14 protein-coding genes are annotated in these 14,333 nt (G+C 48.7%); 9 read left to right on the forward strand and 5 right to left on the reverse strand.

Annotated elements, in window-relative coordinates; translation table 11 throughout:
• Window positions 1–200: 200 nt before the first annotated feature.
• From BCT27_RS01620 to BCT27_RS01635, 4 genes are all read left to right on the forward strand, one after another.
• Entirely contained in the window at window positions 201–1,808 is a 1,608-nt protein-coding gene (locus tag BCT27_RS01620) for a BCCT family transporter (protein ID WP_422385955.1), read from the forward strand.
• Window positions 1,809–1,977: 169 nt separating this feature from the next.
• Window positions 1,978–3,861, forward strand: coding sequence for a DUF294 nucleotidyltransferase-like domain-containing protein (locus BCT27_RS01625; RefSeq protein WP_102394849.1), 1,884 nt, complete (start codon window positions 1,978–1,980; stop codon window positions 3,859–3,861).
• Window positions 3,862–3,868: 7 nt separating this feature from the next.
• Window positions 3,869–4,606 (forward strand): 3'-5' exonuclease, encoded by a 738-nt coding sequence (locus tag BCT27_RS01630; RefSeq protein WP_102319621.1) that lies wholly within the window; start codon window positions 3,869–3,871, stop codon window positions 4,604–4,606.
• A gap of 246 nt (window positions 4,607–4,852) precedes the next feature.
• Window positions 4,853–5,311 carry an FKBP-type peptidyl-prolyl cis-trans isomerase gene (locus BCT27_RS01635; RefSeq protein WP_017018053.1) on the forward strand — a complete coding sequence of 153 codons (459 nt, stop codon included), beginning with the start codon at window positions 4,853–4,855 and terminating at the stop codon, window positions 5,309–5,311.
• A 78-nt stretch (window positions 5,312–5,389) separates the two neighbouring features.
• Here BCT27_RS01635 and BCT27_RS01640 read toward each other — a convergent pair whose 3' ends face one another.
• Entirely contained in the window at window positions 5,390–6,817 is a 1,428-nt protein-coding gene (locus BCT27_RS01640; RefSeq protein WP_241908485.1) for a hypothetical protein, read from the reverse strand.
• A gap of 88 nt (window positions 6,818–6,905) precedes the next feature.
• On the opposite strand from BCT27_RS01640, the gene BCT27_RS01645 reads away from it, so the two are divergent.
• Window positions 6,906–7,493, forward strand: coding sequence for a sugar O-acetyltransferase (locus BCT27_RS01645; protein ID WP_102394851.1), 588 nt, complete (start codon window positions 6,906–6,908; stop codon window positions 7,491–7,493).
• Between the two features lie 34 nt (window positions 7,494–7,527).
• On the opposite strand, the gene BCT27_RS01650 is transcribed toward BCT27_RS01645, so the two are convergent.
• Window positions 7,528–7,794 (reverse strand): YkgJ family cysteine cluster protein, encoded by a 267-nt coding sequence (locus tag BCT27_RS01650; protein WP_102394852.1) that lies wholly within the window; start codon window positions 7,792–7,794, stop codon window positions 7,528–7,530.
• A 194-nt stretch (window positions 7,795–7,988) separates the two neighbouring features.
• On the opposite strand from BCT27_RS01650, the gene BCT27_RS01655 reads away from it, so the two are divergent.
• Together BCT27_RS01655 and dusC are read left to right on the forward strand one after the other, a co-directional pair.
• On the forward strand, window positions 7,989–8,432 hold the full coding sequence (locus tag BCT27_RS01655) for a YcgN family cysteine cluster protein (RefSeq protein ID WP_102394853.1): 444 nt from the start codon (window positions 7,989–7,991) through the stop codon (window positions 8,430–8,432).
• Between the two features lie 2 nt (window positions 8,433–8,434).
• Window positions 8,435–9,409: a tRNA dihydrouridine(16) synthase DusC gene (dusC, locus tag BCT27_RS01660; protein ID WP_102394854.1), complete on the forward strand. Its 975-nt coding sequence runs from the start codon at window positions 8,435–8,437 to the stop codon at window positions 9,407–9,409.
• A gap of 116 nt (window positions 9,410–9,525) precedes the next feature.
• On the opposite strand, the gene BCT27_RS01665 is transcribed toward dusC, so the two are convergent.
• A complete protein-coding gene (locus BCT27_RS01665) occupies window positions 9,526–10,200 on the reverse strand; it encodes a Rossmann-fold NAD(P)-binding domain-containing protein (protein WP_102394855.1) in 675 nt (224 codons plus the stop codon).
• 302 nt (window positions 10,201–10,502) lie between these two features.
• Between BCT27_RS01665 and BCT27_RS01670 the strand changes: the two genes are divergently transcribed.
• On the forward strand, window positions 10,503–11,144 hold the full coding sequence (locus BCT27_RS01670; RefSeq protein ID WP_102394856.1) for a YecA family protein: 642 nt from the start codon (window positions 10,503–10,505) through the stop codon (window positions 11,142–11,144).
• Between the two features lie 19 nt (window positions 11,145–11,163).
• A complete protein-coding gene (locus BCT27_RS01675) occupies window positions 11,164–11,559 on the forward strand; it encodes a (deoxy)nucleoside triphosphate pyrophosphohydrolase (RefSeq protein ID WP_102394857.1) in 396 nt (131 codons plus the stop codon).
• Window positions 11,560–11,633: 74 nt separating this feature from the next.
• Here BCT27_RS01675 and dsbB read toward each other — a convergent pair whose 3' ends face one another.
• Window positions 11,634–12,173 (reverse strand): disulfide bond formation protein DsbB, encoded by a 540-nt coding sequence (dsbB, locus tag BCT27_RS01680; protein ID WP_102394858.1) that lies wholly within the window; start codon window positions 12,171–12,173, stop codon window positions 11,634–11,636.
• Between the two features lie 85 nt (window positions 12,174–12,258).
• Window positions 12,259–13,839 carry a Na(+)/H(+) antiporter NhaB gene (gene nhaB / locus BCT27_RS01685; protein ID WP_102319612.1) on the reverse strand — a complete coding sequence of 527 codons (1,581 nt, stop codon included), beginning with the start codon at window positions 13,837–13,839 and terminating at the stop codon, window positions 12,259–12,261.
• Window positions 13,840–14,333: the final 494 nt, after the last annotated feature.

The following is a 14,333-nucleotide window of genomic DNA, read 5'->3' on the forward strand; positions in this document are numbered from 1 at the left end:
TGTTTAGTTGGTCAGTGAGCGTTCAATCTGCTTCTTGTTGATACGATATTTATCGACATCGTCTCGAATATATCGCGCGAAAAGTGTGCACGTATTCGCAACAGGGTCACGGCATAAAGCCTATTGAACGACATTGACTTGCTTAACTCGCAAAACGGACAAAGGAGTTTACTGTGAGCGATAAAAGTCACGAAGAGTTGATGAAACCTGATGGTGAGGTCAACCCGATTGATACCGACTACCAGGTCGGACAAGATAATATTGCGCTTAAAATTGGTCCGTTCGGACTCGATATCCATAACCGTGTTTTCTTGATTTCAGGGCTCTTCATTACCCTGTTTGTGTTTGTCACCCTCGCTTTTCAAGAAGATGTCGCCCCGATGTTTGGTGAAATGCGTGGCTGGTTAACATCAAATCTAGATTGGTTCTTCCTCTCTGCTGGCGATATTTTTGTCGCGGTGTGTTTGTTCCTGATCGTAAGCCCTCTGGGTAAAGTCCGTTTAGGTGGCACAGAGGCAACGCCTGACTACACCTACGCTGGCTGGTTCTCCATGCTGTTCGCAGCAGGGATGGGCATCGGTCTTATGTTCTATGGCGTATCAGAACCGCTCTCCCATTATGCATCCTCTTTTGGCGGTACTGCTGTTGAAAATGGCGTGCGCACAGACTGGGCGCCGTTAGGTGCAGCAGCTGGCAACGCAGAAGAAGCGCGCAAGCTTGGTATGGCTGCGACGATTTACCACTGGGGCTTGCACCCATGGGCAATCTACGCGGTATTGGCCTTAGGCTTGGCGCTGTTTTCGTTTAACAAGGGTCTGCCCTTGACCATGCGTTCAGTGTTCTACCCATTGTTTGGTGAGCGCGTTTGGGGCTGGGTTGGTCACGTGATCGACATCCTGGCGGTTGTGGCAACCTTGTTTGGTTTGGCTACGTCGTTGGGCTTTGGTGCTTCGCAAGCTGCATCCGGTCTTAACTTCCTCTTTGGTACCCCATTGGGTACGACGACTGAAATTATTCTGGTGGTGTTAATCACCATGTTAGCGTTGGTTTCCGTGGTTGCTGGTTTGGACGCGGGTGTAAAACGTCTGTCTGAAATCAACATGATGCTGGCCATCTTGTTGTTACTGTTTGTGATTGTGGCTGGGCCGACAATTGCCATCATGACGGGCTTTTTCAGCAACCTTGGTGCGTATCTTCAGAATCTCCCCGCGTTGGCAATGCCCTTTGGGCGGGAAGATGTCAACTTTACCCAAGGCTGGACAGCCTTCTATTGGGCGTGGTGGATATCTTGGTCGCCGTTTGTCGGCATGTTTATCGCCCGTGTATCGCGTGGTCGTACCGTGCGTGAGTTCATCATCTGCGTATTGCTTATTCCATCAGCGGCGTGTGTGCTTTGGATGACCGCCTTTGGTGGTACAGCGATCGACCAAGTGGTGAATGATGGCTATACGGCTGTCACAGAAGCGGCATTGCCACTGCAATTGTTCGCAATGCTGGATGCACTGCCGTTTGCTCAAATTACGTCGTTCATTGGTATCGTGTTGGTGGTGGTGTTCTTTGTGACCTCATCTGACTCCGGTTCTTTGGTTATCGATACGATTTCTGCGGGCGGTAAAGTAGATGCACCCGTACCACAGCGTGTATTCTGGTGTACGTTCGAAGGATTGGTCGCGATTGTATTGCTGATGGGGGGCGGATTGGTTGCCCTGCAAGCAATGGCTGTCTCGACAGGCTTCCCATTCACCATTGTGCTTTTGGTGTCCTGTGTGTCGTTGATCAAAGGTTTGATGTCTGAACCGAGAGATTAATGACATAGGTGACCATAAACAGAGGTGACCATAGACGTAGCGAAACAGGTCTTTGTACTTGACGCTATAGAGAATGGGGCAGGCCAAGTGCCTGCCCCATTTTGTTGGTTTTGTTTAACTATGTTGCCGTCGATTAACAGCGGCTTTCTAACACTGAGATTGAGAATTAATGGAAGCGGAACAAATAGAAATCGCAGCGTTTCTCAAACAGTATGCGCCTTTTAATGAAATGGTTGAGGAGACGGTAGATGCGATTGCCAAGCAAATTGACATCTCTTATTACCGTGCAGGCACGCAGATTTTTGAATACGGTGAGCCGCTGAATGATTTGTGCGTTGTACGCAGCGGCGCGGTCGAGATCTTTCGTCGAAAAGGGGAGTTATTCAACCGTTTGACGGAAGGGGGAATCTTCGGTCAGTGGGGCTTGATGATGAACCGTCGTGTTCGCTTCCCTGCAAAGGCCATTGAAGACAGTCTGGTTTATTTTATTCCTGCGGATCTGTTTGACGATCTGTGTGAAAACAACGAAACTTTCGGCGATTTCATGGAGATCGAAGATGGCTCTCGTTTGCGCCAAGCCGTTGAAAATCATAAAGACAGCAACGATCTGACGACATCGAAAGTCACGGATTTGATCTTGCGTGACCCTGTGACAGTGGGATGTGAAGCCACCGCGCAGGAAGCCGCACAAATCATGACGGAAGAAGGGGTTTCTTCGTTGCTCGTGATGTCGATAGATATCGAAGAAGACGAGCGTGAACAACAGCGTATTTTAGGCATTCTTACCGACCGTGATTTACGGTCGCGCATTCTTGCCCAAGGCATGCCGTATGACACCCAAGTGTCCGAGATCTTAACGCCGCAAGTGATCACCCTTGATCACAATGCCTATGTCTTTGAAGCCATGTTGCTGATGCTGCGAAACAATCTGCATCATCTGCCGATCTTGCGCCACCAAAAGCCCATTGGCGTGATTGCGCTCTCTGACATCGTGCGTTACGAATCTCAGAGCAGCTTGGTGATCGTGAACAGTATTTTCCGTCAGCAATCTATCGAAGATTTGGAAGTCTTGTCGAAAGACGTGCCTGCGTGTTTCTCGCGGATGGTGCAAGAAGACGCTAACTCACACATGATTGGCTCTGCAATGGCGGTGATTGGGCGCAGCTTTAAACAACGTTTGTTGGAGCTTGGCGAAGAAGAATTTGGCCCGCCACCTGTGGGCTATTGCTTCCTAGCGTTGGGCTCGATGGCGCGTGATGAGCAGCTGATCGTGACAGACCAAGACAATGCCATGATCTTGGACGACAAATACAACCCCGCAGAGCACGAACAGTATTTTGCCGACTTGGCGAAGTTCGTGAGTGATGGCCTTGCACGCTGTGGTTACAGCTATTGTACCGGTAACATCATGGCGACGAACCCTGAATGGCGTAAAACCCGTACCGAGTGGGAAGCCACGTTTGCGGATTGGATTGATCAGCCGAATCCCAAGTCTTTGCTCAACAGCAATATCTTCTTTGATTTGGATGGTGTGTACGGTGCGACCAACTGGGCAGAACAACTTAAAGCCTTTGTAGGACGTCGGGCACGTCGTAATAATCGTTTTCTTGCATGCATGGCGCGAAATGCGCTGAACCGCACGCCACCATTGGGTTTCTTTAAAGACTTCGTGTTGGAACAAGATGGCCGTCATAAGAATTCGATGAACCTGAAACGTCGCGGCACCGCGCCGTTGGCGGATTTGATTCGTGTTCACGCGTTGGCGGTGGATTCACGTTCACAAAACTCCTTTGAACGTTTAGATGACATCATTGAAGCGGGTATTTTGCCGAAAGGACGGGGGACGGATTTACGCGATGCAATGGAGTTTATTTCCACGGTGCGCATTCGTCACCAAGCTTTGGATGTGGCGGGTGAGCAAGAGCCTGATAACAACATTGAACCCGAAAATCTGTCCGACTTTGAGCGTCGAAATCTGAAGGATGCATTCCAAATCCTCAGCAATGCGCAAAAGTTTTTGAAATACCGTTATCAACCCAGCCGCAGTAATTAGGTGACCCGTGCTATTTCTTGAACCCAACAAAGGGGCACCGCTGGTTCAGGCGGGCCCAGATTGGCCAACCGTTATCAAGCGCTTGAAAGAGCGTGCGAAGGTGCCGTTGCTGGAACGCTTCTATGAAGCTGGCGTGGTCAGTGGTGATACGCCACTGTCTGAGGTGCAGTTTGTGGCGCTGGATCTTGAAACGACAGGGCTCGATCCACAGAACAACGACATTGTGAGTATTGGCCTGGTGCCGTTTACCTTGTCGCGTATCCATTGCCGAGAAGCTAAGCATTGGATCGTTAAGCCGCGTAAGCCGTTGGAAGAAGATTCCGTATGTTTCCATGGTATTACGCATTCTGATGTGAGCGATGCCCCCGATTTCCAACGTGTGCTAGAAGAAGTGTTGTCTCACCTCGAAGGTAAAATAGTGGTGGTGCATTATCGTCGCATTGAGCGCGAGTTTTTAGATACCGCCGTGAAACAACGCCTTGGTGAGGGGTTGCTGTTTCCTGTGATTGATACCTTGGAAGTGGAATCATGGTATTACCGAAAACCAAGCAACAAATTCTGGTCTTGGTTGTTGAAAAAACCACTGACATCAATTCGTCTTGCAGACAGCCGTCGTCGTTATAACTTGCCTTTCTATCAAGGGCACAACGCGCTGACAGATGCGGTCGCAACCGCAGAATTACTGCAAGCGCAAGTGGCACATCGTTTCCGTCCTGATTACCCCGTCAAAGCGTTATGGCGATAAGCTGACACGCCAATACCTCAATGACGCTCTTTGTTTCGAAGGGCGTCATAGACTTCTGAATATCCTTACATTTAACCGCTTGAATCGCGCAAGTTCACGTTTTTTTCATTCAATCGGCGTAGATTAGGCTGTTGAAACGCTGCAAGTAAGTCGCTGTGTTAGAGTCAAAGTATTCCCGCAGAGGGATGACCAGTATCTGTCAGGTCGTTCAGATATATACATTCGCTGCCGATAAAGGATGGCAAGATGATTGAAGAAAACAAAGTCGTAAAAATTGATTACACCGTCAAGGACGAAACAGGTCAGGTAATCGATACATCTGAAGGTAAAGAGCCACTCGCATACCTTGCTGGCGCGGGCAACATTATCCCTGGTCTGGAAAAAGCCCTTGTAGGTAAAGCGGAAGGTGACGCATTCCAAGCGGAAGTGCACCCTGAAGATGCTTACGGTGATCGTAACGAAGCACTGATTCAAACCGTTGAGAAGAGTGTCTTCCAAGGTGTTGAAGAACTTGAAGTTGGCATGGTGTTCAACGCTCAAGGTCCACAGGGCAACATTCAAGTGACTATCGTTGAAATCGAAGGTGAAGACGTGACCATTGATGGCAACCACCCACTTGCTGGTTTGGTTTTGCATTTTGAAGGCGTTGTGCGCGAAGTTCGCGACGCGACGGCAGAAGAGTTAGAGCACGGCCACGTGCATTAATCGTTTAACGGTTAACACCCTTATTTGAAAGCGAGCCATTGGCTCGCTTTTTTCGTTTTAGTCCGTATGTTGGTCGCGTTATTCTGAAGAACTTTCTTGTGGTTCATTTTGGGTCAGCAACGCGTCGAATATCTTTGCATCATCAAAATGGCGTTCGCCAATAAAGGCGATGGCATGTTGCCCTTGTTGCCGCATTGCCCCCGGATTTCTTACCCCAAACGGCCATAAAAACCAACGCTCTCCTCGGGCGCTTTCTGCCAGAACACCATGTTGGTTGAAGGGGCTAAGGACATTGCCGTTTGATGCTTTCAACATAAGCAAGGCATCCAGTGGTTGCGTGTTAAGGCCAATAGCAGCGGGAATGTTACTGGTAAAATGTAAATCGGTGATCATGTGTTTGCCGCCGGACAACGATACATGCAAACGGTCTGATGGCTGCGGTTTTGCAAGGTGCTGTTGAATCGGTTTCTCGTTTTCGCTTTCGAGGAAGGAGAGTGTTGGGCTGAGTGCATACACCATGTGAAAACACCCACACTGGTGAATGGAATCCACGATCAACGGTGTGCCCTGTTTATCCAGTGTCACTCGGATATTTACTGCATCAAATGCGCCGGAATAGGGGTCAAATGTGCTTTCTGCGGGCCTTGCTGAAAACCACAGCACGTAATTGAGTTGGATCAGAGTGTCGCCATTGAACTGGGTATAGCTGATGTCTTGATACAGCGTGGGCGTACTTGTGTTGATGGTAGGGGAGGCATTGTCATCAAACGTAAGGCTTCCCGGCAAGTCTGCCTTTGACAAGGTTTCAACAGTAAAGACGGGCGCATAATGCTTCAGTAACTGTTCTGCTTCTGGCTCAGATAACATCGGCCAATTCAACGCGGATTCTGCCCGCGCTTCTATCATCATTTCTTGAATGACGAGGCCAGCATCGTCGCGCGCACTCTCGACAGGTATCGGCAGGCCATAGTGAAAAGGATGCTCAAGGGGGCGTTTGAATTCGCTTTGGATGTGAGCCTGTTCTTTTTCGATTTGGCCTTTCGCGACCAGACTCGCAATGGGGTAGAGGCCGAATACGCGCTTCCACGGTTGGTACGCGGATGGAATAACAACAGGCGTTTCGTCGACTTGAGCCCAAAATAACGAGCTCTCAATGCTTGATTGCGCCAATTGTTCTTGGCATTGCTGGAGAGATTCGCGACGTGCTTCGGGTAGGTCGTTTTGCCACGCGATTGCTGTGTGCAGTTGCTTTTCACCTAAACCATGTACATAGGCGAGCCATTGGTTTTTTGCTTCTAGGGTCGTCAATGATGTGGACAGAGAGGCACTGAAACGATCAAATGCCAAGTGGGGAAAGCGCACATCATAGTGAAACGGCAAGAGGGATGTGTGTGTGTTCGTCACCTCTTGATAGAAGGTTTGAAGCTGTTTTTCACACTGCTGTGAGGGTAGGTCGCCATAGAAAGGCGGGGGTGTTGATACGCAGCCTGATAATACACTTAACAAACAGAGGATTATGAACCTTGATCCCACTTTGATTCTCCAGCTTAGGGTAATGTGCGACGTATTCAGTGTGACGAAAAAATGGATAAATATGAAAACGGAAAAGCAAAAAATGCTAAGCGGCGAGCTATATCGTGCAAGCGATCCGGAATTGGTGGCTGACAAAACACGTTGCCGTGAAGCGATGCGACGTTTTAACCAAAGCTTGCCAGATACTGATGAGTGGAGAATCGCCAAGCGCGATTTACTGCCGAATGCCTGTGAAACACTTTACGCCGAACCGCCTTTTTATTGTGATTACGGTCAGCACATCACCGTGGGTAAAGGCGTGTTCATGAACTTTAGCTGCACCATTTTGGATGTTGCGCCCGTGACCATTGGTGACAACGTCATGATGGCGAACAATGTTCAGTTATTGACAGCAACGCACCCATTGGATGTGCAGCGCCGCGTGGGCAATTTGGAAGAGTACGGTTTACCGATCACCATTGGTGAGAACAGCTGGATTGGTGGCGGGGTGATTGTGTTACCCGGCGTCACGATCGGAAAGAACTGCGTGATTGGCGCGGGCAGTGTGGTGAACAAAAGCATTCCAGACAACAGCGTTGCGGTGGGGAATCCGTGTCGCGTGGTGAAAACCTTGTCGGAAGAAGAAGTGGTGTTGAAAACCGCGGAATAGCGTTTTATCCGCGATGTAGAGCGCTTACTGGATACTAGAAGGTGAGCGTTTCTAGTTCGATCAGCACTGCCATTGCGTGCGCATTCGTTGTGCCGCAAATTTCTTTATCTGCTTTAAATTGGCTGCATACCGCTGGGCGGTCTGGCTGACCAAAAATCTTACACAGATTCTCATCGTTCAATTGAATACAGCGCTCACCGGCCGCTTTGCCGTTTGGCATACCCGGAATTGGCGATGAAATGCTGGGCGCAATGCAACAGGCTCCGCAGCCGAGTCGACACTCTACTTCTTGCTCTTTCATCCATCCCACTCAACACTCAAAAGAAGGCGCGCACATTATCATTCGTTAGTGAGTAACGCAAAAGGTTGCCGTCACTCACGCGTAACTTATTGATCTTGTCTGATAGGTCTTGCACTTTCGTTAGTGGGTGGTATAAACACCGCCTCATGGCTACATCGTTATAGCTTCATCATTTTCTGGCAGGACACGCAATAATGACAACACCCTTCTGGCAACAAAAGACACTGACCGACATGACGGACACTGAGTGGGAATCACTCTGTGATGGTTGTGGTAAGTGCTGCCTTCACAAGCTGATTGATGAAGACACAGAAGAGTTGTATTACACCAACGTGGCCTGCAGCTTGTTGGATGATAAAACCTGTTCGTGCAAAGACTATACGAACCGTTTCAGTTACGACGAAGACTGTTTGAAGCTATCTCGCGAGAAAATCGAAGAATTTTACTGGCTACCAGACACGTGCGCTTATCGCTTACTGGCTGAAAATAAGCCACTTCCAGCATGGCATCCACTGATCACGGGCTCAAAAGAGGCCATGCATGCGGCGGATGAATCGGTGCGTGAAAAAGTCGTTTATGAAATCGACGTTATCGACTGGGAAGACCACATCCTGAACCATCCGCGCAAGGGCAACTAGACGTGAAACTCGTTCTTGGTCCTATGGAAGGTGTGCTTGATGCCTTGATGCGTCAAATGCTCACTGAAATCAATCACTACGACCTCTGTGTAACGGAGTTTGTGCGCATTGTTGACAGCCTTCTGCCACCGCGCGTTTATCACCGTATGAGTCCTGAGCTTGCTGCGGGCGGTAAAACGGCATCTGGCACCCCTGTGCGCATTCAGTTGTTGGGGCAATCACCACAATACATGGCGGAAAACGCCGCGCAGGTGATCGAGCTTGGTTCTGCGGGTGTTGACATCAACTTTGGCTGTCCTTCAAAAATGGTGAATGGCAGCAATGGTGGTGCGGCGCTGCTGAAAAACCCGGAATTGATGTATCAAGTGGTGAAAGCCGTTCGTGATGCTGTGCCTGACGATGCCGTTGTCAGTGCAAAAGTACGTTTGGGTTTTGATGATTGTTCGCCTTACCGTGAAATTGTGGATGCCGTGCAGTCTGCGGGGGCGAATGAAATCGTGGTACATGGTCGAAGCAAGGCTGATGCCTATAAACCGGGTACGGTGCGTTGGGATTTGATTGGCGACATTGCTAATCGCTTAACCATTCCTGTCACCGCTAACGGTGATATTTGGGGACAAGACGACGCCATTCGTTGCCAAGAGGTGACAGGTTGCGACACCTTAATGGTGTGCCGTGGCGCGTTGAATATTCCTAACCTTGGTGCCCACATTAAAACGGGGCAAGCGCCGATGACATGGCATGAAGTGCTGATTCTGTTGGTGCGTTACTCAGAGTTTGAGATCCGCGGTGACAAAGGCTTGTACTACGCAAACCGTGTGAAGCAGTGGTTCCGGTATCTCAAAGATCAGTATCCAGAAGCACACCCTGTGTTCATGGAACTGCGCCAATACAACGACAAATTCAAAGTGCTTTCCATCATCGTTGATGCGCTTAACACGCTCGAGAAGAAACCCGTTTTAGAAGGCGTGTGCTAAACATGCTGCTGCGTGATTGATCTCGTGAGCAATGTCGCGATGTAGACAGTAAAAAGGCAGACCCTAGGTCTGCCTTTTTTCGTTCATGTCGATCTTTGTCAGTGATAATGGCGTGATCAGGAAAGCGTCAATACGCGGCCTGGGAGGATGCGCATGTCTAACCTTCCCGGCCAGTTTTGCTCCGTTAACGCATGGATCATACCGCGTGCGACTCTGACCGCCTCAACGGGTTCAACATCCGCAAATGGCCCTGCGAGGAAAGGTTTGAAGATTGGCATGATGCGTTGAAGCATTTGCTCGTCTTTTCTTTCAACATCACGCTGTCCAAGCAGAGGCCCTGGTCTTGCGACAAGCAGGCGCTCAAATCCCATGTCAGAGAGCGCGCGTTCCATTTTCCCTTTACAACGCAGGTAGTGAGAGGGTGACCAAGGGTGGGCAAACATGCTAGACACGACAGAAACGTGTTTTACGCCCATCACTGCCATCATGCGTGCGACTTTCACCACTAAGTGCAGATCAATATCTTCTAAGGCTTTGTTGGAACCCGCGATTTTTTTCGTGGTGCCAAGGGCGATGTAGCCCTGCAGTGGAACAGCCCATTCAGGTTGCCAATGTGTCACCGTAAGATCCTGACTTTGATGAACAATGATCTTCGGAGAACTAACAGCGATAGGGCGGCGCGTGACCACGTGGATTTGTGTAACGTCAGGATCGCCAAGCAGTTGATGGAGAATTTCGTCGCCCACCAAGCCAGTTGCGCCTGCCAAAATGACACTTCGAGACGATGGCACTAATAAGTCCTTTTAAATAAGTGACAACACAACGAGGCTATCATGAAGTGAGGAAAAGTGATCATATTGATGATGTGGATATTCGAGACAAATCGTCGTCTGTTTTGCTGAAAAATAGCATAAGCGATGTAGAATGCGCTTTAGCGAAATGATCGTAATCAGACAATCATCAAGAGAAAAGCGTAAGAATCTGTAACGGCTCTTTTGCTACTATCGCATTCGCTGATTTATCGTCCTCTGTGCTTGTTATCAGTAACGCGCGAGGGGCGACTACTCTCTAATTTTGAACCTTGAGATCCGTAATGACCAAACTTGTTGAACTGCATGACGATTGGGCAGGTATGCCAGCCACGTTTATTGAAGGCGCTCTCTTGGCGGCAAATCTATCGCCAGCACCACTAGACCCAGACATGTGGCTTCCTTTGCTCATTACAGGCGGTGTTGAAGAAGATGATGTTGAACCGCTGAGCGCAGAACAAAAGCGCAACATCATGCTACGTTTCGAGCAGCAATATGTGTTGCTCATGAAGCACGAATACGCGCTGCCTTCTGAGCTCTCATTGGAATCAGCCCGCACCGAAAAGCACCAAGCGTTTGCAGAAGGTTTCTTGGCGGTATGGCCTCACATTGAACCTGCGTGGCAGGAAGTGACGGTATCAGACGGTAGCCGTCGTATGTTGTCAGCGTTAATGACCACCATGCTGTTTTTGCACGACGAAAAGGGCACGCTGGCACAAATGGAAGAAGCGGGCCTTTCGTCTCTGCCATCGCCAGAAAAATACTATCAGCAGCTTCCTCTCATGATTAACGAAGTGGCGCTGGCGGCGGATGAAGTGCAACAAGGATCGGGCGCGCGTGCCGTGAATCCTTACAAATCGGTTGGCCGCAACGATCCTTGCCCATGCGGTAGCGGTAAGAAATTTAAAAAGTGCTGCGGCAAGTAAGCGAAAGCGGTAACTAATCATGATGGAAAAGCCACTGTGGGTGGTTGCAGGTGTGGTGACTGACGGTGAGCGTGTACTCATTACCCAGCGCCATGATACCGAAGATGCAAAAGGGCTGTGGGAGTTTCCTGGTGGCAAGGTCGAAGCAGGAGAAACTGAACCTGAAGCCTTGTCGCGTGAGCTGAAAGAAGAACTCGATGTTACTGTTGAGGTCGGAGAATTTCTCACCGAAACGTTATATCACTATCCGACTAAGTCGGTATTGCTACGCAGCTATCGTTGTCGATGCGAAGCGGGGGAGATTACCTTGCATTGCCATCAGGCAATGGTGTGGGTGACACCGTCAGAGCTTGCGGAATATGTTTTCAGTGATGCTGACAAGCCTTTGGTCTCTTTGCTGCGTGAACAGCGCTGATTCGCTTACCCTACACCAATAAAAAATCCCTGCCTTGGCAGGGATTTTTCTCTCTGGGTTCGTCTATTGAAAGACTAGAACAGACGACGTTCGCGACGCTTACCAAAGAACTGAGAAAGTACAACGATAGCGAGCACAATCAGCATGGTGGCGAAAATGATCACAAGCCATTGTGGCATTGAAAGATCGAAAAATTGCCAAACCACTTTGCTGCAGTCGCCGTTTGCTTCAAACATCCAAGGTACCCATTTGTTCAAGGGTGCCCAAGAAGGGAAGGAAACAAAGATGTCGCATGTTGCACCGAACAAGTCGCTAGGATCAGGGAACTGATAACCAACGTGTTCAATGGATAGCTTTAATCCATAACCTGCAGATACGCCCCAGCCTAATAAACCCACCCAGCGGATGAGCCCATTTTGTGGTGCCAGTAAGCCAATGAAAGCGGCGACTAAAACGCCTGCCATCGCTACGCGTTCATAAATACACATTACACATGGTGCAAGGTTCATCACGTGTTGGAAGTAAAGTGCGCATAACTCAAACCCTAAAACAGAAAGCAACAGCAGAAGCCATGCTCCGCGGGTTCTTGAGATTTCGTTGAAAAAGGCCAACATAGTTAACGTATCCATTTCAAAAAGACAAAGCCCTGCATAGGCAGGACTTTGTTATTCAATGTGTTATTTGACCAAAAATCAACAATTAATGGCCAGAAGTCACCGCACTAACGGCACTTGCATCACCCAGAGTGATCCAGCCAGCAGCGTAGAACCAATCTGTCATTGGCACCAACAACAGTTCAATACCTGCTAGGCCAACCAGACCCATCACCACGGTATATGGCAGCGCCATGTAAACCATTTTGCCGTAAGACAAACGGAGCAGTGGTGCCAGCGTTGACGTCAGTAAGAACAGGAAGGCTGCTTGGCCGTTTGGTGTTGCAACAGACGGTAGGTTAGTACCTGTGTTGATCGCAACCGCAAGCAATTCAAACTGTTCACGCGAAATCACGCCATCCATGAGGGCGGCTTTTACTTCGTTGATGTAAACCGTACCAACGAATACGTTATCAGACACCATCGAAAGCAAACCGTTCGCAAGGTAGAACATGGTTAGCTGTGCGCCACCTTCAAGTTCCAGTACGGCACTGATGACTGGCGTGAAAAGCTCTTGGTCAACGATGACGGCAACGATAGAGAAAAAGACGGCAAGAAGTGCAGTAAATGGCAATGCTTCTTCAAAGGCTTTACCAATATGATGCTCATCAATGACGCCGGTAAATGACGTAGCAAGGATGATAACCATTAGACCAATAAGGCCGACTGCCGCCAGGTGCATGGCAAGTGCAATCACGAGGAAGACTGCAATACATGCTTGTGCAATTAACTTAGCGACATCAATGTTTGTGCGCTTTGCTTTTTCTGCGTTGTTGAATTCAACAAGAATGGCACGCACGTTTTCTGGAAGTTCTGTGCCGTAGTCAAACAGGCGGAACTTCTCAACGAACAAACAGGTAAGCAAGCCACAGAACAAAACGGGTAAAGTCACAGGCAACATGCGGATGATGAACTCACCAAACTGCCAGCCTGCTTTTTCAGCAATGATCAGGTTTTGTGGTTCGCCAACCATGGTCATTACGCCACCTAATGCAGTACCAACACCTGCATGCATGAGCAAGCTACGTAGGAAAGCACGGTATTGTTCAAGGTCATCACGGCTTAGATCATCACCGAGATTGTCGTCAGAGGTTGGGTCGTTATCTGCTGCGCCACCCGATGCTACACGGTGGTAAATAGAGTAAAAGCCAACAGCAACGCTGATAACAACCGCGATAACGGTTAGGGCATCCAAGAACGCAGAAAGCAAGGCTGCTGCAGAACAGAAAGCGAGAGAAAGAAGGGCTTTAGAGCGAATGCCAAGCAGTATCTTAGTGAACATGTACAGCAGAAGCTGCTTCATGAAGTAGATGCCTGCGACCATGAAGATCAGAAGCAGTAGCACTTCAAAGTTTGCTACAAGTTCGTGTTTTACTGTGCTTGCGTCGGTCATGCCGATCGCAACAGCTTCAATGGCTAACAAACCACCTGGTTGAAGTGGGTAGCACTTCAGTGCCATCGCCAGAGTGAATATGAACTCGACAACGAGTAACCAACCTGCCACAAACGGGTCAATTGCGAAGACAATTGGGTTGATAATCAAAAATGCGATGATTGCTGCTTTGTACCAGTCAGGTGCTTTACCGAGAAAGTTCTTGGTAAAGGCATTCCTTAGCGTAATAGCCATGTCTGTTTCTCTGTTCTTATGAAATAAGCTAATTTTCTTGGAAAATTGAAAAGAAGGTGTAAATAAACTGTTGTAGAGGTTGGCGGTTGTTTTGCATTGTTCGCCTTTGGTGGAAACAGGAGAGGATTTACAAACCTAACGTCGATTTCTCGACACGCACTACCTTTTGTGCCCTATTGCATAGGTATACACGGAGCACACAATACAGTGAGTTTCTAAACAGTCAACATTCCTTTCCGTGTTAATTAAATTACTGGAATTTGTTACGAAAAAAAGCAACAAGGTCTCGAGCCCGTTGACGGTTTCTGTAACATTTTGCGGCGGTATTTTATGCTGCAGTGGGTATTGATACAGTGATGCGGATCAACATTGTCCGAGCAGAGTTTCACGCAATGGCGATTTTTATTCAGTGAGTTAATGCGAATGCTTATGAATATTGAGCTAATTATGAATAACCATTGAATGAAGTGCTCAAACTTTGCATTTAAGGTTAG

The sequence above is a fragment of the Enterovibrio norvegicus genome (assembly GCF_002876705.1).
GTDB lineage: Bacteria > Pseudomonadota > Gammaproteobacteria > Enterobacterales > Vibrionaceae > Enterovibrio > Enterovibrio norvegicus_B.

Coding starts and splice junctions, on each gene's coding strand:
- nhaB (WP_102319612.1), bottom strand. CDS start 13,839: ATGGCTATTACGCTAAGGAATGCCTTTACCAAGAACTTTCTCGGTAAA.
- BCT27_RS01650 (WP_102394852.1), bottom strand. CDS start 7,794: ATGAAAGAGCAAGAAGTAGAGTGTCGACTCGGCTGCGGAGCCTGTTGC.
- dsbB (WP_102394858.1), bottom strand. CDS start 12,173: ATGTTGGCCTTTTTCAACGAAATCTCAAGAACCCGCGGAGCATGGCTT.
- BCT27_RS01635 (WP_017018053.1), top strand. CDS start 4,853: ATGATTGAAGAAAACAAAGTCGTAAAAATTGATTACACCGTCAAGGAC.
- BCT27_RS01670 (WP_102394856.1), top strand. CDS start 10,503: ATGACCAAACTTGTTGAACTGCATGACGATTGGGCAGGTATGCCAGCC.
- BCT27_RS01655 (WP_102394853.1), top strand. CDS start 7,989: ATGACAACACCCTTCTGGCAACAAAAGACACTGACCGACATGACGGAC.
- BCT27_RS01645 (WP_102394851.1), top strand. CDS start 6,906: ATGAAAACGGAAAAGCAAAAAATGCTAAGCGGCGAGCTATATCGTGCA.
- BCT27_RS01625 (WP_102394849.1), top strand. CDS start 1,978: ATGGAAGCGGAACAAATAGAAATCGCAGCGTTTCTCAAACAGTATGCG.
- BCT27_RS01675 (WP_102394857.1), top strand. CDS start 11,164: ATGATGGAAAAGCCACTGTGGGTGGTTGCAGGTGTGGTGACTGACGGT.
- BCT27_RS01620 (WP_422385955.1), top strand. CDS start 201: ATGAAACCTGATGGTGAGGTCAACCCGATTGATACCGACTACCAGGTC.